At 63.3% G+C, this 20,427-nt stretch carries 16 protein-coding genes; 8 read left to right on the top strand and 8 right to left on the bottom strand.

From position 1 onward, the window contains the following. Positions 1-34 precede the first annotated feature (34 nt). The 4 genes from kynU to EWM57_RS14115 all read right to left on the bottom strand — a co-directional run bounded on the left by kynU (position 35) and on the right by EWM57_RS14115 (position 4,539). Entirely contained in the window at positions 35-1,321 is a 1,287-nt protein-coding gene (gene kynU / locus EWM57_RS14130) for a kynureninase (RefSeq protein ID WP_129921807.1), read from the bottom strand. Positions 1,322-1,395: 74 nt separating this feature from the next. Further along, positions 1,396-2,424, bottom strand: coding sequence for an amidohydrolase family protein (locus EWM57_RS14125; RefSeq protein WP_129921806.1), 1,029 nt, complete (start codon positions 2,422-2,424; stop codon positions 1,396-1,398). 58 nt (positions 2,425-2,482) lie between these two features. Then, entirely contained in the window at positions 2,483-3,829 is a 1,347-nt protein-coding gene (locus EWM57_RS14120) for a hypothetical protein (protein WP_129921805.1), read from the bottom strand. A gap of 182 nt (positions 3,830-4,011) precedes the next feature. Beyond that, a complete protein-coding gene (locus EWM57_RS14115) occupies positions 4,012-4,539 on the bottom strand; it encodes a 3-hydroxyanthranilate 3,4-dioxygenase (RefSeq protein WP_129921804.1) in 528 nt (175 codons plus the stop codon). Positions 4,540-4,735: 196 nt separating this feature from the next. On the opposite strand from EWM57_RS14115, the gene EWM57_RS14110 reads away from it, so the two are divergent. From EWM57_RS14110 to EWM57_RS14085, 6 genes are all read left to right on the top strand, one after another. Beyond that, the gene (locus EWM57_RS14110) at positions 4,736-5,527 is read left to right on the top strand and encodes an SDR family oxidoreductase (protein ID WP_129921803.1); all 792 of its coding nucleotides are present in this window, start codon (positions 4,736-4,738) and stop codon (positions 5,525-5,527) included. Between the two features lie 100 nt (positions 5,528-5,627). Continuing rightward, positions 5,628-6,356, top strand: a complete 729-nt coding sequence (locus EWM57_RS14105; protein ID WP_129921802.1) for a glycosyltransferase family 2 protein — start codon at positions 5,628-5,630, stop codon at positions 6,354-6,356. A 112-nt stretch (positions 6,357-6,468) separates the two neighbouring features. Continuing rightward, a complete protein-coding gene (locus EWM57_RS14100) occupies positions 6,469-7,008 on the top strand; it encodes a hypothetical protein (protein ID WP_129921801.1) in 540 nt (179 codons plus the stop codon). 176 nt (positions 7,009-7,184) lie between these two features. Beyond that, entirely contained in the window at positions 7,185-8,630 is a 1,446-nt protein-coding gene (locus tag EWM57_RS14095) for a hypothetical protein (protein WP_129921800.1), read from the top strand. A 222-nt stretch (positions 8,631-8,852) separates the two neighbouring features. Beyond that, a complete protein-coding gene (locus EWM57_RS14090; RefSeq protein ID WP_129921799.1) occupies positions 8,853-9,821 on the top strand; it encodes a glycosyltransferase family 2 protein in 969 nt (322 codons plus the stop codon). Between the two features lie 56 nt (positions 9,822-9,877). Beyond that, entirely contained in the window at positions 9,878-11,407 is a 1,530-nt protein-coding gene (locus EWM57_RS14085) for a DUF2079 domain-containing protein (protein WP_129921798.1), read from the top strand. 3 nt (positions 11,408-11,410) lie between these two features. Here the strand turns inward: EWM57_RS14085 and EWM57_RS14080 are convergent, their stop codons facing one another. Continuing rightward, entirely contained in the window at positions 11,411-12,928 is a 1,518-nt protein-coding gene (locus EWM57_RS14080) for an ArnT family glycosyltransferase (protein ID WP_129921797.1), read from the bottom strand. An 82-nt stretch (positions 12,929-13,010) separates the two neighbouring features. Here EWM57_RS14080 and EWM57_RS14075 point away from each other — a divergent pair, with 82 nt between their 5' ends. Together EWM57_RS14075 and EWM57_RS14070 are read left to right on the top strand one after the other, a co-directional pair. Then, entirely contained in the window at positions 13,011-14,453 is a 1,443-nt protein-coding gene (locus EWM57_RS14075) for an aldehyde dehydrogenase (RefSeq protein WP_129921796.1), read from the top strand. A gap of 119 nt (positions 14,454-14,572) precedes the next feature. Then, positions 14,573-15,328, top strand: a complete 756-nt coding sequence (locus EWM57_RS14070; protein ID WP_165370518.1) for a glycosyltransferase family 2 protein — start codon at positions 14,573-14,575, stop codon at positions 15,326-15,328. A gap of 7 nt (positions 15,329-15,335) precedes the next feature. Here EWM57_RS14070 and EWM57_RS14065 read toward each other — a convergent pair whose 3' ends face one another. The 3 genes from EWM57_RS14065 to EWM57_RS14055 all read right to left on the bottom strand — a co-directional run bounded on the left by EWM57_RS14065 (position 15,336) and on the right by EWM57_RS14055 (position 20,146). Further along, the gene (locus EWM57_RS14065; RefSeq protein WP_129921794.1) at positions 15,336-17,210 is read right to left on the bottom strand and encodes a hypothetical protein; all 1,875 of its coding nucleotides are present in this window, start codon (positions 17,208-17,210) and stop codon (positions 15,336-15,338) included. A 49-nt stretch (positions 17,211-17,259) separates the two neighbouring features. Next, positions 17,260-18,492 (bottom strand): T9SS type A sorting domain-containing protein, encoded by a 1,233-nt coding sequence (locus EWM57_RS14060; RefSeq protein ID WP_129921793.1) that lies wholly within the window; start codon positions 18,490-18,492, stop codon positions 17,260-17,262. A 181-nt stretch (positions 18,493-18,673) separates the two neighbouring features. Continuing rightward, the gene (locus EWM57_RS14055; protein ID WP_165370517.1) at positions 18,674-20,146 is read right to left on the bottom strand and encodes an energy transducer TonB; all 1,473 of its coding nucleotides are present in this window, start codon (positions 20,144-20,146) and stop codon (positions 18,674-18,676) included. Positions 20,147-20,427: the final 281 nt, after the last annotated feature.

Here is a 20,427-nt window from a genome sequence, read left to right as displayed (position 1 = left end):
CTTCTACGTAACTCTAACAATTAAAAAGGTATAACTATTCTGCCTGGGCAGCCCATTTTTCGAGGGCCGCCCCGGTTTGCTGCACGTCGGCAAAGGAGTTGTAGAGCGGCACGGGCGCCAGCCGGATAACGTTGGGCTCACGCCAGTCGGCAATAATGCCCTGCCGGGCCAAAAAGTCGAACAGGGCGCGGCCGCCCCGGTGTACTAGCACCGACAGCTGCCCACCCCGGGCCGCGGGCTCAGCGGGAGTTATAATTTCCAGGGTGCCGGCCGGCAACTCAAGGCGGCGCAGCAGGTAGTCGAGGTAGCCGGTGAGCTGCTCGCTTTTGCGACGCAGCGCAGCCATGCCGCCGGCCTCTTCCACCAGGGCCAGGGCGGCGCGGTGAATGGCCATCGGGAAAATCTGGGCGTTGGACAGCTGCCAGCCAGCGGCCCCGGGCATGGGCCGGAAGCCTTTTTTCATCTGAAACCGGTCGGTCGGGTCGTGGCCCCACCAGCCGGCCAGGCGCGGCAGGTCGGGCCGGTTGGCAAACCGCTCGTGTACGTACACGCCCGAGGTGCCGCCGGGACCGGAGTTGAGGTACTTATAGGTGCACCAGCAGGCAAAATCCACGTCCCAGTCGTGCAGGTGCAGCTCCAGATTGCCGGCGGCGTGGGCCAGATCGAAGCCCACGGTGGCGCCCACAGCGTGCCCGGCCCGGGTGATGGCGGCCATGTCGAAGGCCTGGCCAGTGTAGTAGTTGACCCCACCCAGAATCACCGTCGCCAGCGAGGCGCCCAGCTCCTGAATCTTGGCCTCAATGTCTTCGGTGCGCAGCGTGTGCTCCCCGGGACGCGGCACGAGCTCCACGATGGCCTCGTCGGGCGCGAGGCCGTGCAGGCGCACCTGGCTTTCCAGCGCGTACTGGTCCGAGGGAAACGCGCCGCCTTCCATCAGCACCTTGTAGCGCGTGACGGTGGGCCGGTAGAATGATACCAGCAGCAGGTGCAGGTTGGTGGTCAGGTTGTTCATCACCACCACTTCCACGGGCTTAGCACCCACCAGCCGGGCCGAGGCTTCGGTGAGGGTTTCGTGGTAGTGCATCCACTGCGACGGATCTTCGAAATGCCCTTCCACCCCGAGCGTTGCCCAGGAATGAAACTCCTGCTCCACGGCCGCCCGGGCCGTTTTGGGCATCAGCCCCAGCGAGTTGCCGCACAGGTAGATGCTCGGGCGGCCGTCGGGGCCGGCCGGAATGTGAAACCGGTCGCGGAAGCCGCGCAGCGGGTCCTGGGCATCGAGGGAAGCGGCAAACTCGGGGGTGGGCTGGTAGGCAGTCATTGGGGCAAAGATAGGCAGCAACCGCCGCCGGGCCGGCGACAGAATTTTGGCTCCTCCCGGACGAGCCCGCGGCTTTAGGCGAACCGCCGGGCCCCAGCCACGAATTGCTCGGCACCCAGGCCCAGCCAATCCAGGGCGTTGGCCCCAAACATGCGGGCTTTGACCTCATCCGGGTACGGCATGGACTCAATCAGCTTGCCGGGCTCAAGCTCCCCGAGCGGAAACGGGTAGTCGGTGCCGAGCGTGATTTTGTCGGCCCCCAGGGTTTTGACGAGGTAGTCGAGCATCAGCGGGTCGTGCACGAGCGAATCGACCCAGAACTTGCCCAGGTACTCGCGCGGGTTCACGTTGTTGTCGATGGCGCACAGATCGGGGCGCACCTGAAAGCCGTGCTCGATGCGGCCGATGGTGCTGGCGAAGGTGCCGCCGCCGTGGGCCACGGCCACGCGCAACCGGGGCAGCCGCTCCAGCACGCCGCCGAAAATCAACGAGCACAGGGCCAGCGTGCTTTCGGCGGGCATGCCCACGAGCCAGGGCAGCCAGTACTTGGGCATTTTCTGCTGGGCCATCATATCCCAGGGGTGCACGAAGACGCAGGCGCCCAGTTCCTGAGCCGCGGCAAAGACCTCGAAGAGCTCGGGCGCGTCGAGGTTCCAGTCGTTGACGTGGGAGCCGATCTGCACGCCGGCCAGCCCGATTTTCATGCAGCGCTCCAGCTCCCGGATGGCCAGGTCGGGGGCCTGCAGCGGAATGGTGCCCAGCCCCACAAACCGCGCGGGGTAGCGCTGCACCACGCCGGCAATGTGGTCGTTGAGCAGCATGCTTAAGTCCAGCGCGTCGTGGGGCTTGGCCCAGTAGCTGAACATGACGGGCACCGTGCTGAGCACCTGCACGTCGACGCCGAACTGGTCGTATTCCCGCATCCGCACCTGGGGGTCCCAGCAGTTGTCCTGGACCTCGCGGAAAAACTTGTCGTCCTGCATCATGCGGGCGCAGCAGGGCTTGTGGTGCTCAAGCCGGATAAAGCCGCCGTAGCCGTACCGCTCGCGCAGGTCGGGCCAGGTTTCGGGCAAAATGTGGGTGTGGATGTCGATTTTGAGCACGCGGGTGGGGCAGAACAGTTCGCAGGGTGGGGCATTTACGGCCGGCGGGCCGCGGCGCTTACGAGGGGGGCCACTTCAGCAGCAGGAAGTATTTTTGATAAATCACCCAGGTTTCTTCAGCCCAGTGAATCATGCCGATATAGTACTGATGATTCTGAATCAGGCTCACCACCAGTAGCGTGGCCACCAGCGGCACCCAGAGGTAGGAAGCCTTGCCGGTGCCCAGCCAGCGCTGCCAGAAGGCGGCTAACCCAAAGCTCAGCATCGGGTACAGGCTGATCATGGTCCGGCCGCCGTAGCTGCCGCCGTAGCCCCAGTCCCACCAGCAGAACGTGACGTAGATGACAATGGGCAGTACTACGAGCAGAGCCGGCAGCACCGACCGGGCCGGGCTGCGCCGCAGCCACGCAATGCCAAGCAGGGCCAAAACCAGCAGCGGCGAATAGAACAGCCAGCCTTTGCGGACGCTGAACAACCCATCCCACACGTGCGGCTTGCTGAAATCGAAGCTTTCTCCCGGGTAAAACGGGGCCAGCCACTGCCCGCCGACCACGCGCCAGAACACCAGCTGCAGCCCAGCCACCAGGGCTGCCAGCCCAATCACCAGGAGCGTCTGGGGCCAGCGCTGCGCCCAGAACCGCAGGCGCTCCGGCAAGGCGGCAAGGCTGGTAAGCCCCCACAGCACCGGCAGCAGCAGCAGCAGCACCTCTGACGGCCGCACCAGCACCAGCAGCCCGCTTGTGAGTCCGAGCGCGGCGGCAGCCCTGGCAGTGCCCTCCGCGTACCAGCGCCGGGTGTAACGCAGCAGCAGCACGTTGAGCATAAACAGGGTGCCGTGGCTCATCAGCGGCTCGTAGGCCGCGTAGGTAAACAGGTTGGTGCCGAAGGCCAGAATCAGCAGCGTCAGCGCCGCAATGTGGTCGGCGAAAAAGTGCCGCAGCTCGCGGCCGAGCAGGGCCAGCCCGAGCAACACGTACAACATGCACCCCAACGACAGGATATATTGGTACATGTACTCGTAGCCAGTCGTCGCCGCCTGGCCTTTGAGGTAGTAGATACCAGTAGTCAGACCAAACCAGGGCGCATACGCTATGGCCATGCCCATGGGATACTTGAAAACGACTTTGCCCGTGGGCAGAAGCACATTGCCGTAATCCGGATTCTGGTCGGGGCGGTAGTTGGCGCGGGCTCCGCGCGTCCAGGACAAGTCGCCCAGATCATGAGACAGGAAGGCCGACGGCAGGTACACGTAGTAGCCGCCCATGTCATACACAAAGACCTCGTTGTGCGCCCACCGCTCACCCTGTCCGATAGCGCCCAGCATAGCAATGGCAATGCAGATCCAGACGTACGTAGTGTGGTAGGCAGGCCGCAACCAGTCCAGGGACCGTCTAAAATCAATCATCGGGTACTGTATGAATTCACAAGCTGTAATGGGTGCGGGGCGGCCCGGCGAACCTGGCCGCTGTTTGGCCCGCTGCCGCAAACACAAAGCGCCGCCGACCCCAGTCGGCAGTTCTTCGAGTCTGCAAAGAAATCGATAATGCTGCTAGGGCCGGGTGTGCCGGCCAATAGAATCCGGAGGTGCTAGGCCACCGGGGCCGGCGCTTCCATGTAGGTACCGCAGTTCTTGCACGTCCGCAAGTCGTCGTTCTGCCAGAAGGCGTTCATGATGGGCGGCAGCTGCTGCACGATGTCGGTGATTTCGGCAAACTCCTCGTGAAGCTTGTGGCCGCAGTTTTCGCAGTACCACTGGAAGCCGTCCAGCTCGCCGGGGGTGCGGTAGCGCTCCAGCACCAGCCCGACCGTACCAGCCGGCCGCCGCGGGGAGTGGGGCACGCCGCCGGGCAGCAGAAACATTTCCCCGGCCTTGATTTCAATATCCACCGGCTTGCCGTCCTCGATGATTTTGACCACAATGTCGCCCTCGATCTGCAAAAACAGCTCCTCGCCCTCGTCGTAGTGGTAGTCTTTGCGGGCATTGGGGCCGCCCACCACCATCACGATAAAGTCTTTGTTGTCTTTGAACACCTGCTGGTTGCCGACCGGCGGCTTAAGCAAATGGCGGTGCTCATCAATCCAGTGCTGAAAGTTGAAGGGGCGGGAAACGGGCATACGGTGAAGTGGTGAGGTGGTGAACTGGTGAGCTTGCTGGGCGGGTGGCGTGGCTTGCGCGGTGGGCGCCGTCGGAACGACAACTCCCTATTTCACCGCCTCACCATCTCACCATTTTCTCCGCCCAACTTACGCAAAAGCCCGCAACCGGCCGGCTGGGTGCGCACGGAGCAAGAGCATTTCCCTACTTTTAGGCGTGCAAATCGACCTCACCTCCCAGCGCGCCCTCGTGGGCGGCAGTACCCAGGGCATCGGCCGCGCCGTAGCCGAAGAATTAGCCCGCCTCGGCGCCACCGTCACCCTGCTGGCCCGCGACGAAGCCCGCCTGCAACAGGTGGCGGCCGAGCTGCCCACGCCCCAGGGGCAGCCCCACGACTTTATCGTGGCCGACTTCAGCGCCCCGGCTACCCTGGCCGAGCGTGTGCAGCAGTACTTGGCGACCCACCCCGACGGATTTCACATTTTGGTAAACAACACCGGCGGCCCGGCCGGCGGCCCCATTCTGGCCGCGCCCGTGGATGCCTTCCGGGCCGCCTTCGAGCAGCACCTGATCTGCAACCACCTGCTGGCCCAGGCCGTGGTGCCGGCCATGCAGGCCCGGGGGCAGGGGCGCATTATCAACGTTATCAGCACCTCAGTGAAGCTCCCGCTGCCGGGCTTGGGCGTGTCGAACACCATCCGTGGGGCTGTGGCCAACTGGGCCAAAACCTTGGCCAACGAGTTGGGCGGCAGCGGTATCACCGTCAACAACGTGCTGCCGGGCGCCACCGTCACTCAACGCCACACGTCCCTGATCGAGAAGAAAGTAGCCCAGACCGGGCAGTCAGTCGACGACATTGAGGCGGCCATGCTGCGGCAGATTCCGGCCGGGCGCTTCGGGCAGGCCGAGGAAGTAGCCCAAGCCGTGGCGTTTCTGGCCTCGCCGGCCGCCGCTTACATCAATGGCATCAACGTGCCCGTCGATGGCGGCCGCACGGGTAACCTGTAGCCTATCCGCGCGGATTCCACCCTACTTAGCCCCCGGCCATAGTGCTGGTCAATGAATTCGGCCTTATTTTTAGCCACTCTTTTCTAACGCCTACTGCATTTTGGTTAAGTTCGACACCATCTCCATCATCATTCCGGTTTATAACGAAGCGCGGACGATTCACCAGATCCTGGACCTGCTGCGCGAGCTGAAGCTGGTAAACAACATTCAAAAGGAGATTATCCTGGTTAACGACTGCTCGACGGACGCCTCGGCCGAAACTATCCTGGCCTACGCCGCCCGCTACCCCGAAATGGGGTTGCGCCTGCTCCAGCACAGCGTCAACCAGGGCAAGGGCGCCGCGCTGCACACTGGCATCCGGGAGGCCACCGGCGACTACGTCATCATTCAGGACGCCGACTTGGAGTACGACCCGGAGGAATACAACATCCTGTTTAAACCCGTGCTCAAGGGCTTTGCCGATGTCGTGTTCGGCTCCCGCTTCATGGGCGGCAACCCCCACCGCATCCTGTTTTTCTGGCACAGCATCGGCAACCAGATGCTCACGTTCCTGAGCAACATGTGCACGGACCTGAACCTGACCGACATGGAAACGTGCTACAAGCTGTTCCGCCGCGACATTATTCAGGGGCTGAAGCTGGAGGAAAAGCGTTTCGGCTTCGAGCCCGAGGTGACGGCCAAGGTGTCGCGGGTGCCCAACGTGCGCATCTACGAAGTCGGCATCAGTTACTACGGCCGCACCTACGCCGAGGGCAAAAAAATCGGCTGGCGCGACGGATTCCGCGCCATCTACTGCATCCTGAAGTTCGGGCTGTTTTCCCGCTCCTGACCCGCAGCCGACGACGGCATTTTTCGTGCGGTTTTCCCCGCCCGGCAGTGTGTAGTTCGTGGGCAAAGCCTCTATATTTGCTGCTCAAATAAGCTTCTTTTTTAACGGTTTAATGAAAACATACATTGGTTTGCTCGGCCTGGCCTTGCTCGGCGCCTGCTCGTCGGATAATGGGCAGAATCTGAAAGTGGATGACAAGACCATCACCGCGAATGATTTTGAGTCTATTGCGGGCTGGAACAACGACCCCACCACTCTGGACAGAGGCCGCGCCCACTCTGGGCAGTACGCCATCAAAGTAGATGGCAACCACGAGTTCAGCACCACCTTCGACATGCCTCTGGCCCTGGCCAGCAGCAAGAAGTTCAACACCGTACTCTTAGAAGGCTGGGCTTACCTGCCGAGCGACAAGTCGACCGGCATGTTGGGCATCCAGATCCTGGACCCCAACAACCCTGGCAAGGAAATCTTCGGCGACGGTATCCGGCTGGGCGAAGTGGTGAAGGAGTACAAGAAGTGGGTGCCCGTATCCAAGGAGTTCAAGCTGCCCGACAACATCAACGCCACCCAGCACATCCGCATGTCGCTGTGGCGCGCCGACGCCAGCGACTTCGTGCTGGTAGACGACGTCAAAATCAGCATCAAGGAATAACTGGCCCCCGCCGGGACGCCGCTCTGGCTCAGAAGCAGGCCCGCGGCCCAGGCCCCAGCGTCCGGCTCCCTGGGCTCGTTTTTAGCGACGAGTCCAGGGAGTTTTGGCTTTTACGGCCCGGCGCACAACTATTTACCATCGGCTGACGACGGCCGCTTACCTATTACTGAAGGCTGATGAAGAGGCGGTACCTGCTGGGTTTGCTCATTGTATTTGTAGTAGCCAACCTGGTATCTACTTTCTGGCAGAACTATCAGCTGCCGCTCGACGGCGACCTGGTGGCCATTGTGCTGCCCGCGTCGTGGTACGAACCGGTGCTCCACGACCCGTTCGGCCTGGCCGTGCTGACCAAGCAAGCCGTGTACGCGGGGCCCAACCGCTTTTTTGCCCACGCCACGCTCGGCCTGTACTGGAAACAGATGCCCCACCTGCTGCAGGTGGTGATGTCGCCCATCAGCAGCTTGTACGCGGCCAGCGCCCTGTTCACGACTGTCACGGTGGCGCTGCTGCTGTTCACGCTGGCGGCCTACGTGCAGCTGAGCGGCCTCGGTACCCGGGCCCGGTGGGGCCTCTGGCTTGCCGCGGCCCTGATGGTGCCGCTGTTTCATACTGAAGGCTTTTACGAGCAGATAGGCATTTCCAACCGCGCTATCACCTACACCACGTTCTACGCCTTCCCGATGGCGCTGCTGCTGCTGCTCTGGCCCTTCTACGAAGCCGCGCACCGGCGGCAGCCCCTGCGCGTGAGTCCGCTGCGGGCTACACTGCTGGTGCTGCTGATGGTCGTTATTGCCTTCAACGGTCCGATTCCGGTGGCCGTGGTGGCCGTGGTGCTGCTGGGCATCGGGCTCTACTGGCTGAGCCTGCACTGGGGAGCCGCGCCCCGGCGCCTGACGCTGTTCCCGGACCCGAACGGCTGGCTTTCGGGTCAGGCCATCCTGCTGCTGGCCGTGCTGGCGGGCTTGTGCGCCTACTCGCTCTACATTGGCCGCTACAACATCGAAAATACGCACACCCATACCCTTAAGGAGCTGTACGCCCTGCTGCCCAAAGGCGTGTACCAGCAGCTGACCTACGACTGGGGTCTGCCCCTACTCTTGTTCGTGGTGGTCGTCAATAGCCGGCTGATTCACTGGTTTGTGCCCGCCTCGGATGAGCGGCAGCGCATTCTGCGGATTCTGCGCTGGATTACCGTCTTTGCCGTGCTGTACACGCTGCTGCTGCCCTTCGGCGGCTACCGCTCCTACCGGCCCTACTTGGTGCGCAACGACTCGATTCTGCCGGTGCTGCTGGGCATCATCTTCGCCTACGGCCTGACGACGTATTTTTTGCTCTTCCGACTCCGCGGCTACGCCCGCGGCATTTACCTGGCCCTGATTCTGGTCTTGAGCGGTACGTTTCTGTACGTCGACAAATTCACCGCCAAAGCCCCCGACAACGGCTGTGAGCGGTGGTCGATGGACCAGATGGCCCGCTCCCCCGAGCCCATTGTGCATATCTCGGACCGCTGCAACGTGCTGACCTGGGATGCCAAGCACGACCCGAACGAAACCGAGCTGGAAGTGAAAATGCTCCAGCACTGGAACGTAGTGCCCCCGAAAGTCAAGCGCTACTACCAGTAAACCGGCTCCGGCGCGACGCAGCCCCCGGCTTGCGCAGTGCTTGGCAGCCAGCCGCATCCGCTATATTTGCAGTTCCTGGCGTAGTTTGCTGCCTAAGTAAGCGCCAGGATTCAGGGCGGTGCGGTGGCAGCTACCGCCCCCTGAATCTGCCGACGGGAGGGCCACGTTCCTGGTCTTGCCCCGGCGGCACCTGCTACCCGTTCTCCCCTTATCCCTACCCGCGTGGAGCTCTCCGTCATCATCCCCATTTATAACGAGGAAGCCAACATTGCGGCGCTCTACGACCGCCTGCGCGGCGTGCTCGACCCGATGGGGCTGCGCTACGAGTTTATCTTTATCAACGACGGCTCCCGCGACCAGTCGCTGGCCCTGATTCACACCCTGGCTAGCCGCGACCCGCGGGTGCGCTACATCGACTTTAGCCGCAACTTCGGCCACCAGATTGCCGTTTCGGCCGGCCTGGATCTGGCCGCGGGCGAGGCGGTAGTCATCATCGACGCCGACTTGCAGGACCCGCCCGAGCTGATTCCGCAGCTGTACCAGAAGCTCAAGGAAGGCTTCGAGGTGGTGTACGCCAAGCGCCGCTCCCGCCAGGGCGAAAGCGCAGCCAAAAAGCTCACGGCCAAGCTGTTTTACCGTCTGCTGGCCAGCATCACCAACATCTCCATTCCCGTCGATACCGGCGACTTCCGCATCATCTCGCGCAAGGTGGTGGATGCGCTCAAGCAGATGCCGGAGCAGAACAAGTTTATCCGGGGCCAGATTTCCTGGATTGGCTACCGGCAGACCTACCTCGAGTACGACCGGGCCGAGCGGGCCGGGGGCGAAACCGGCTACACCTACCGCAAGATGATCCGGCTGGCCCTCGACGGCATCACCGGCTTTTCCGACGCCCCGCTCAAGGCGGCTACCATCAGCGGGTTTCTGGTGTCGGCCATTGCCTTTCTGGTGATGCTCTACACACTCTACGCCCGCTTCGAAACCCAGGACTACGAACCCGGCTGGGCCTCGCTGATGATTAGCATTCTGTTTCTGGGCGGCGTGCAGCTCATTGCCGTGGGCATCATTGGCGAGTACATTGCCCGCCTGAGCACCAACGTGCGCCAGCGGCCGCTCTACATTATTTCGGATACCAATATTCCCGTGGAGTCCGTGCCGCAGCCGGTGCAGCAATCCGGCGTGGCCCACTAAGCTGGCGCCGATTTGCCGAATGCCGGCTGATCTGCCGCCTTTAACTACCCTCTATCGTGTCGTTTTTTTCTTCGCGCCCGGCTGCTGAGCTCCGACCCGCCCCGGGCCAGGCGCGCGGACAATGGGCGCTGCACCTGGGTTTCGGGCTGGTGTTTGCGGCCATTTCGCTCGTCAACCACTATAACTTCCGCACCTTCGCCCTCGATCTGGGCATGACCACGCACGCGCTGCGGGAGCTGACTCACCTGCGCGCGCCCATTACCACCCTGCTCACCGACTCGGCCCCGACCAGCTTTTTCTCGGCCCACTTCACGTTGATTCCGGTACTGGTAGCCCCGCTTTACTGGCTGTTCGGCTCCTGGACGCTGCTGCTCGTGCAGCTGGGGGCCGTGCTGCTGGGCGGCCGCGGGGTCTGGGTATTTGCCCGCGGCCGGGGCGCTTCCTCGGCCGAGGCCAACCTTGGGCTGGCGTATTTCTATAGCCTGTGGGGTATTTACTCGGCCCTGAGCTTCGACTACCACGACAACGTGGTGGGGAGCATGGCTCTGCCCTGGCTGCTGCATTGGTTTCGGCAGCGGCGCTGGGCGGCGGCGGCCCTGGCGTTTGGGCTACTGCTGGTGAGTAAGGAAAATATGGCCCTGCTGGGCGCCGCCGTGGCCGTGGGGGCCGCCGTGCAGTACCGCCGCCACCCGCGGCTGGTGTTAGTGGCCCTGCTGGGCGCGGTGGCCGCGGTGCTGTACTTTGCCTTAGTCACGAAATGGCTGATGCCGGCCCTGGATTACGCCCACCGGCCGTTTCAGCAATTGGTGCGCTTCAAGCACCTGGGCGCTTCCCTGCCCGAAGTTATCGGCAACGTGCTGCGGCACCCGGGCCTGTTTTGGCAGAGCCTGTTCGTCAACATCACCGGCGACCCGGCTTACGACTACATTAAGCTCGAAACCTGGGCCGTGCTGCTGCTGTCGGGTGGGCTGGCCCTGCTGCTGCGGCCCTGGTACTTGCTGATGCTGGTGCCGGTACTGGCCCAGAAGCTGCTGTCCAATGACTACGGACTCTGGGGCATCAACGGGCAGTACTCCATCGAGTTTGCGCCTATTCTGGCCCTGGCCGTGGTGGAAACGGCCCGGCAGCTGGCCGCGCCCGGTACGCGGCGGCGCTATCTGGTCGTCACGCTAAGCCTGGCTGCCCTGACGACCGTGGTGACGCTGTACGTGCGCCGCAGTAAGTGGTACAGCCGGGAAAGCTCGAACTTTCTGGTGAAGCGCCACTACCGCAGCAAGCTGAACGTGGCCGGCCTGCACGCGGCCCTGGCCCGGGTACCGGCCGAAGCCTCCCTGAGCGCCCAGTCCAACCTGGCCCCCTGGCTGACCAACCGCGCCAAGCTCTACCACTTCCCCGTTTTAGGCGACGCCCAATACATTGCCGTGCTGCAGCCGCCGGCGGAAAGCACCTGGCCCCTCAACGCCGAGGAGCACGCCGCCCTGCTCACCCGTCTGCGCGCCCGCCCCAATATCCGGGTCGTGTACGAAGACTCCCAGTTTGTGCTGCTCCGCCGCGACACGGTGGTGGTAGGGCCAGCCGCCCGGTAGTTTTTACTTGGCTGCGGGCCGCAGGGCCAGTACCTCGAAGTGGCCCACCTTGCGCACCGGCCCCAGTATGTAGGGCTGCAACTCCGGCTTGCGGGTCAGGGTGGTGTCGTTGGTGTAGAGGTAGCGGGCCCCGCGCTGAATGCAGCTGGCCAGGTAAGTTTGGCCCGTGGGCGTCAGCTGAAACAGGTGGGAGGTTTCGTTGTAGCCGAAGCCCTTCTTGTGCAGGAAGTAAAAATAGGTGCAGCCCGACACGTCCGGGCCCACCACGCACAGGGCGGAGTCGGGCACGGCGGCGGTAAGCTGGGCGCGGGTGACGGGGTCGTACAGCTCGGCGGGCATTTCGCGGGCGCCCACCATCCAGCGCGGGGGCGCAATGCGCATAAAGGCCAGCGCGGGCTGCGCCAGCAGCAGCAGCAGTAGCACCGGCCGCCACCGGGGCCGGCGGAGCAGCCAGCCGGCACCCAGAATGGCGGGCAGCAGCAACACGGGCAGATAGGGAATCATGTAGTACTGGTGCACCGTCATCTGCCGCAGCTCCATCAGGTGGTAGGCCAGCAGGGCCAGCGCCCAGGCCAGTACCGGCCCAAACCACGGGTGGCGGGAATACCGTTTGCCCCCGGCCACCACCAGCACCAGGCCCAGCACCAGCAGCAGGAAGTTGGCATAGTTGAGCAGCAGCTCCGGCACGTCGGAGGTCAGGTTGTGCTGGAGCGTGTGCAGGGCCACGCCCAAATCGGTGGTGGGCCGCACCTCCAGGCCGAAGTCGGTGAGGCCCGACACCTTGATCAGGTGCAGGGCGTAGGCATACCAGCCCAGCGTGGCGCCCACGGCCACCACGGCAAATACCAGCAGCGGCAGCGCATCCCGGCGCCAGCTCAGGCGGCGCAGCCACAGGTCGCGCAGCACGACCACGGCAATGGGGAAACCAATCACGAGGTATTGCAGCTTGGTCAGGCCCGCCAGGGTGGTGAAAAACAAGCTCAGCCAGAACAACCCGTTCCGCCGCTCCGCATACCAGCGCAGAAAGAAATACAAACCGGCCACCGAGGCCGAGAAAGCCAGAATGTCGGGCAGGGCATTGATGGAGTGATAAAACAGCTCCGGACTCCAGCCCAGCCCCCAGGCCCCCACGGCCGCCAGCGTGCGGGACCCGGTCAGCACCCGGATCAGGCCGTAGAACGCCATTAGGCCCCCGGCAAAAATCAGCCAGTTGAGCACCCGCGGAATCGTCTCGTGGAAGCCCAGTGCTTTATAGCCCACGGCCACCAGCCACTCGTAGCTCGGAAACTGCATGCCCGTGACGCCGTCGGTGTTGTTGCGCCGATCTACGCGGGGGCGCAGCAGGTTCATATCCTCCTCGTAGAGGTTGCGGGCCACGGCCATCGTGTTGCTCTGCCGCCAGACGTGGATGCTGTTGGGCGGCTGGGAGAAAAAGGGCAGGTGCAGCAGAAAGTTCAGCCCCAGCAGCAGCGGCCAGAACCAGCGGCGCACCAGGGGGCTTTCCAGAATACTATCGTTCATTAGGGCGCGGATCCAGCGTGGCGGAGGGACAAAAGTAGTGGTTTACAATGGCTAGATTTGCAGCTATTCCTCCCGCCCGCCCATGCTCCAGCTTCAGAATTTCATCAACGGCCAGTTTGTGCCCCCCGTCGCCGGCCGTTACCTGCCCAACATCGAGCCCGCCACGGGCCTGGTCTACGGCCAGATTCCCGACTCCGACGCAACCGACGTGGCCCGAGCCGTGGAAGCGGCCCAGGCGGCATTTCCGGCCTGGCGGGCGCTGGCCGCCGAAAAGCGCGGCCGGCTACTAGTTCGTCTGGCTGAGCTGATCGAGCAGAACCTGGAGCCCTTGGCCCAGGCCGAAAGCCGTGACAACGGCAAGCCCGTAGCCCTGGCCCGGATGGTCGACATTCCGCGGGCGGCCAGCAACTTCGCGTTTTTCGGCACCGGCGTCGGCCATTTTGCCTCCGAAACGCACTTCCAGGAAGGCTTGGCTCTCAATTACACTGTGCGCCATCCGCTGGGTGTGGTGGGCTGCATCTCGCCCTGGAACCTGCCCCTGTACCTGTTCACCTGGAAGATTGCGCCGGCCCTGGCCGCGGGCAACTGCGTGGTAGCCAAGCCCTCGGAAATCACGCCGGCCACGGCCTTTCTGCTGGGCGAGCTGTGCCAGCAGGCCGGATTGCCCGCGGGCGTGCTCAACATCGTGCACGGCACCGGACCGGGCGCCGGGCAGGCCATTGTGGAGCATCCGCTGGTGAAGGCCATCAGCTTTACGGGCGGCACCAAAACCGGGGAGCACATTGCCCGCACCGCCGCGCCGATGTTTAAAAAGCTGAGCCTGGAGCTGGGCGGCAAAAATCCCAACCTCATCTTCGCCGACTGCGACTTAGCCGCGGCCGTGAGCACCAGCATCCAGTCGAGCTTCAGCAACCAGGGCCAGATTTGCCTGTGCGGCTCCCGTATTTTCATCGAGCGGCCCATCTACGAACAGTTCAAGGCGGCTTTCCTGGAGCGCGTGGCCGGCCTCACCGTTGGCGACCCGCTGCTGGAAACCTCCCGGCAGGGCGCGCTGGTGAGCGAGGCCCACCTGCTGAAAGTGCAGTCCTACATCGAGCTGGCCCGGCAGGAAGGCGGTACGCTGCTGGCCGGCGGCGAGCGGGTGCGGCTGGACGGGCGCTGCGCCGGGGGCTTTTTCCTGCAGCCCACCGTGTTTGAGGGTCTGGCCCCCAATTGCCGCACCAACCGCGAGGAAATCTTCGGCCCCGTGGTCACGCTCACGCCTTTCGATACGGAAGCGGAAGTGCTGGACTGGGCCAATGGCACCGACTACGGGCTGTCGGCCACCATCTGGACCCGCGACCTGGACCGGGCCCACCGCGTGGCCCACGCCCTGCACGCGGGTGTGGTCTGGATCAATACCTGGCTGCTGCGCGACCTGCGCACCCCGTTTGGGGGTATGAAAAACTCCGGCGTGGGTCGGGAAGGCGGCCTCGAGGCACTGCGTTTTTTCACCGAGGCCCAAAACGTGTGCGTGAAGCTGTAGCGCGGAGCAACCGCTCCGGTTTGCCGTATTGAACCACATTTCCGGCCGAATTGTCGGTTATTTGTAGCTCAACCTTAGTGCCTTTTACCCCGCTCTTTTTGTCACCTGCCGACTCCCCTTTGCCCCTGACTGCAGCCACCACGCCGCTGGCGCTGATTGTGCCCTGTTACAACCCGCTCCCCGGCTGGGCCCCCAACGTGCTGGAGAGCCTGGCCCGGCTGCAACCCTTGCTGCCGGTGGGCACTGAGGTGCACTTATACTTGGTCAACGACGGGTCGGCGCAGAGCGTGGCGGCGGCCGACGTGGAGCTGTTGCGGGCCGCACTACCCGGCTTCACCTACCTTACGTACCCGGCCAACCGTGGCAAGGGCTACGCGTTGCGCGTGGGCGCCGCGGCTACGCACGAGCCCATCTGCCTGTTCACCGACATCGACTTTCCCTACCAGGAACCCAGCGTGGCGGCCGTGTACCGCACCCTGCTCAGCGGCAAGGCCGATTTGGCCGTGGGGGTCCGGGATGCCGACTATTACGTTCACGTGCCGAAAGCCCGGCGCCGGGTGTCGAACCTGCTGCGGGGGCTGACGCGCAACCTGCTGCGCCTGCCGGTCAGCGACACGCAGTGTGGGCTCAAAGGCTTCAACGCCGGGGGCCGGGACCTGTTTCTCAAGACGACCACCAACCGCTACCTTTTTGATCTGGAGCTGATTTTTCTGGCTTCCCGGCAAAAGCAGATGCGCGTGCTGGCCGTGCCGGTGGAGCTCAAGCCCGGCGTGGTGTTTTCGGCCCTGAATCCGCGGATTCTGCTCACCGAAGGCAGCACGTTTATGCGCATTTTCCTCAAGAGCCTAGCCACGGGCCGGCGAAAAAAGCGCTAGACGCGCGCTATTGCACGTCCCAGCGGTAGAGCTTGAGCTTGCCGTTTTCCGCTACCGGCGTCAGGTGGTGGCTGGCAATGAAAGCCGGGCCTGCCTCGATAATGCGCCGCTGGCTGGGGCTAGTGGCATCCGTAATCATGGAGCGGGTGCCGTCGTAGTACGACTCATCCAGCAACACCAGCACGGGCTTGCCCGCGGCCTGTAGCTTGGCCCGCAGCTCAGAATCCAGGTCGCCGGGCTGGAACATACCGAGCAGCGCCCGGGCGTGCACCGGCGGGGTGCGCGACATTTTACTGGCCATCAGCGGCAGGCCCGTCCGCAACGAAAGCTGGAAGGCGTGCGAGGAATGCTGGTCGTCGTCGTCCACGGTCAGGTCCATATTCTCGCTGCCCACGTGGAAGAAGGGCACGGGCAGAATGGCCTGGTACTGCCCGGGGTTGAGGTTGGCCGTCAGCAAACTCAGCTCGGGTTGGTTGCTGGTGTTGGTGAGCGTGTTGGTCAGCAACGACGTGCGGTAGTGCTTGAGCGTATCGCGCGTGTCGAGGAAGGCCAGCAGCACCAGCGCCACCCCAATAACCCAACGTAAGCGTAACGCGCCAGTCCGCAGCCAGTAATCCAGCGCCACCAGCACGCTGATGTTCACGGCCCAGAAAAACGGCCATTGGAAGCGCCCCACGGCCCGAAAGTGCGCCGCCGTCTCGGTGATTTTGCGCAGGTAGTAAAACGCGCTCAGGTAGTTATTGACAACAAACGTATCGTCGGCCAGGCTGTACTGAGTGCCGAAGCTGGCAAGCAACCCAACGAGGGAAGCCAGGCCCAGCAGCCCCAGAAACCGGAATTGCCAAGTGCCCTTCCACGCATTCCACCACTGCTGCCAAGCCGTGCGCCAGCCCAGTCGGGCCACCGCGGCCACCACCAGCCCGAACAGGGCAAAAGCACCCAGGTAAGCCCGCGACTCGTAAGAAACCGGCTCGACGGGCTCGATGATAAAGTGGGTCTTTTCGTAGGTGTAGGGCTGGAAAAGGGCCGAAAACTGCATTTTCCAGGGCGCGTAGTTGAAGCCCGTAGGGTCAGTGAGGCGCAGGCCGTAGTAGCCATCCACGAGCCGCACGCAGCTGAACGTGAGCAGCACCGGCAGCAGGGTGATGAGCACGCCGGCCAGCACGAGCTGCCACTGCCGCCACTTGCCGGTCAGCAGCAGCCAGGCCAGAAAGAAGCCGCCCGTGAATAGTCCCACGATGGGCAGGTAGTACAAATGCACGAAGCCCGCTACCACCATGCCGACCACCGTGGCCGCCACCCAGCGCCAAACGGGCCGGCCGGCCGAGGCCGCCTGATACACCTGCAATACGCCCCAGATGGCCAGCAGCATCACGCAGCTCAACGACAGGTTGTAGTGTCCGGCCAGCAGCCGGGTCGTCTGTGGATTCAGCCAGGGCAGCACCACGCTGAAGAATACTATCAGCACCGGATAGTGCAGCAGCTTGCGCAAGATGGCCACCAGCAGCGCCGTGCTGACCAGCATTCCGCTCAGCAGCAGGGCGTGGTACACGTCAAGGCCGTAGGGCGTCAGGTCGTAGACGTAGTGGGAAAATAGCTTGACCGGCAGCGAGAAAAGCGGCGTGTTATCGGTGTAGAAAAGGTAGTCGCCGTACGGGTAGTTCAGATTGCCGAACCAGCCCAGACCCTTTTCGAAGGGCTGCTGCAGGTAGCTCTGGAAAGTGAAGTAGTTCTTCAGCCCGTCGAAACTGGCCACCAGTTGGTGCTGGCCGGGGTGAAACAGCATGGCGCCAAAGGCGCGAAAAATACAGCCGAGCTGCAACAGCAATGCTACGGGCAGCAGCAGCCAAACCGGAAAATTCCGGCGGAAAAAAGTAAGCATAAACAAAAGTAAGCGTCCCGACCGTAACGGCCGGGACGAAAGAGCGTGCCTAGCGGCTTATCTGCAGCCGCTGCTCACGGTGCTGGCCGCCGGCCTGAATCTGGCAGATGTACTGGCCACTGGCGGGAAACTGGTCGACTTCGAGCCACACTTCGTGGCGGCCGGCGGTTTCCTCTTTCTGCACCAGCACCTTAATCACGTTGCCGCGCAGGTCGTAAATCCGCATCGTCACGAAGCCAGCCTGGGGCAAGTGGTACACAATCATGCTGGCCTGGTCGAACGGATTCGGGTAGTTGGGCTCCAGTTTTAGGCTCGTTTCCGCTTCCGGGGCGTCGTCGGCTTCCTCTACACCCGTGTTGGCCTGAGTAATGGCATTGACGCGCACCACTGCCGCCGACCCGCTGCTATGCCGGGTGCGGTAATACTGCCGGCCCATGAAGCGCAGGTGACCGGGGTCCCAGGCCGTGGCCTGCCCGCCGTTGGTCAGGCCCTGGCAGTAGATAGAAAAAACCGAGGCCTGCTTAGCGGCCTGGGGCGGGCTCAGGTTGGTTTTGCGGAAAGCCACGTCGTAGCCGACGTACATCAGCATGCAGCTTTCCGTATTGGCCGTGGCGCTGGCGGCCAGCCGTCCGGCCATCTGGTGGTCGGAATGGTCACGCGGGTTGTACTTGTCTTCCGAGTCGGGCGTGTTAATCCACACCTTGCCCGTGGAGCTTTCCTGCTGGATAATCATGCGCAGCGTGCGGCTCAAATCTCCCCACGAAGTGTAGGTATTGATGCCTTCCACATCGGTGATGCTGCCCTCGCCACTGCGCAGCTTTTTCAGGCTTTGAAAGTTGCAACGGTCGAATCCCTGGCCCTGCAGGTTGCCGTCGGGCAGACGCAGAAAGTAGGCGGAGGTATTCTTATAGCGCATCATGGCAATGGTGTGGCCATTGATGCGGACGGTAGACGAAACCGGAGTTGAAGTGGGGGGAGTCTTGGCATCAGCCAAACTTTGCACCGAGGCACGGCAGCCGGCCTCACGGGCGCGCCAGTAGTTTTCGCCGGGCTCGTAGGCCTGGCCCGCTGTCAGGCAAACAAACACGGCCTTGCCCCGGGGGCGTTGCACGTCGTCGTAGGCGTGGCTGCCCATAAACAGCTGCCAGTCATCCTGATGGGCCACAATGTAGAAGCCAACGTCGGTGGCAGGGCCTTTGGCCTCCTGCGCCCACCCGGGACGAACAGCTTGGAAACACACAAAAATACTCAGTAAAGCGGCGCGGAGTAGCGTCTTACCCATGCAACAGGAGCAAAAGTGGCGGAGTATTGGCGGCTGCCCAGGGTCCCTGGCCGAGGTGATTTCGGGACCAAACAAAGCAACTAACAGCGAAAATTAAGCAAACTGATTGTAGGACGCAAGACGTTCCAAAAATTTGCAGTTTTTGCTGACCGTCAGCACCTAACTTACTCCGTCACTGCGGCTACTGTAACTTTTCCAATGCCCTCTCCAACTCTGCCAGCGTGGTTTCCCGGAAGTCCAGGGTTTCGGTTTCGCGCTGCCCGGTTATGGTTTCCTGCAACGCCAGATACGGGGTGCCATTGCGGTACTGCACTCCCACCACCACAGCCCGCTGATTGGCCGGTACACCCGCAAAAACGTAACCGCCAGCTTGGGGCTGTCCTGGCACAATGCTATTGCTTTCGCGAAATACCAGCTGCACGCTGGTCGTAGGCTCTACTTCCGCGCTGGCCGTTAAGGCCGCGGAGGCGCCGGCGGGCTGCCACACCCGCTCACAAGTCAGCCAGCCCAGGCGGTCAGCCTGAAAAGCATAGTGGTCGGCGGCCGGCGCGGCCACGCGGTTTACCTCCGGGCTGTCGTCGTCGGTAGTGGGCAACGTGTCAATAGCCGGGGGCGGGGCGGCGGCCAGGTCGGAGGTCATTTGTCCCTGCTGGAAGGAAAAGCGAATCGGCAGCGTCATCTGCACCTTCACAAATTTACCACCCTGCTGGGCGGGCGTCCAATGCCCGGAGGTCTGTCGCAGCACCCGCAATACCTCCTCGTCGCAGCCGTCGCCGAGGCCACGCAAGATGGTGGGCGCAACCACCTGCCCGCTCTCATCCACCACGAACGAGGCGTACACGAGGCCCTCGGTTTGGTTGGCCAGTGCCGCCTGCGGATATCGGATCAGCCGGTTGATGTCGGCCGGACCATTGCCGTAGCTGGGCATCTGAGTGGCCTGGGTGGCGATACGCTCAGCCGGCGGCCGGCGGCTTACGGGCCCGGCAGCCACCCAGTGCGTGGGCTGCTGCCGGCGGTGCCCCACGCCGTAGAACAGCCCCATCCCTTTCTGACGACGCGCGAAGGGCATTTCAAGCTGGAAAGACTGACCCGTAGCAACGTGGAGTGGCCGTCCGTGGGCGGAAGCCCGCACCAGCACCATCCCGCCCGAATCGAGCAGGTCGCCGGTGGCCGTTACCGTGGAGAGGTTGGAAAGCAGCATGTCGGCCAGCGTGTAGCACTCCTTGAGCTCCACCCACACGGGCCCCGTTGCGGGCACCTGCCGGGCGTCGACCAGAATCTGGGCCGGCAGGTGAACGATGGTGCCCTCGCGGCCGTGCACTTCGGCGGGCTGCAGGGGGTCAATCTGGAAATACTCGCTGGCTTTGAGCGTCAGATCATGCAGACGAGCTTCGGTGGGCGGGGGGGCAGCCGTATCGGCCGCGAAGGGGCGCGCCAGGCCGCGGCGGTACACCAACGGCGCATTGAGGCTGGTGCGGCGGGTTACCCGGTGCCAGGTACGGATGACGGCCCGGCCGGTGGCGGGGGTTTCGGGCAGGGAGTCGCGCAGGGCGGGAGCCACGGGAGCCGACGGCGCGGCGCGGACTGCCGGTTCGCGCTGGCAGCTTGCCAGGCCGGCCAGCAAAATCATTCCGGACAGGAAGCGAAGTTTCATCTGGAGCATAGGCATGAGGTCATTCTACGCGGCAAAGTCAGAAACAAACAGCCCGGCGGATATTTTCCTGCGCCGGAGCGGCCGCGGCAGTGGGCGCTGCCCCGTATTGCTAAGATACTCATCTGGCCGGCAGCGAGGAAGCCGCCGGGTGAAATAGCCGCCCGGTTTTGACGTTACAGGAAGACCACTTTCCCGTTTCATGCGCTCATAAACTGGCTTGAACCGCTGGGCGCCGCCAATTCGGAGTCCGGCGTGAAACTTCGCCCCGGACTCCCGACCTT

The sequence above is a fragment of the Hymenobacter persicinus genome, from assembly GCF_004167665.1.
Taxonomy (GTDB): Bacteria; Bacteroidota; Bacteroidia; order Cytophagales; family Hymenobacteraceae; genus Hymenobacter; species Hymenobacter persicinus.
This window is presented reverse-complemented; position numbering and strand designations above follow the sequence as displayed.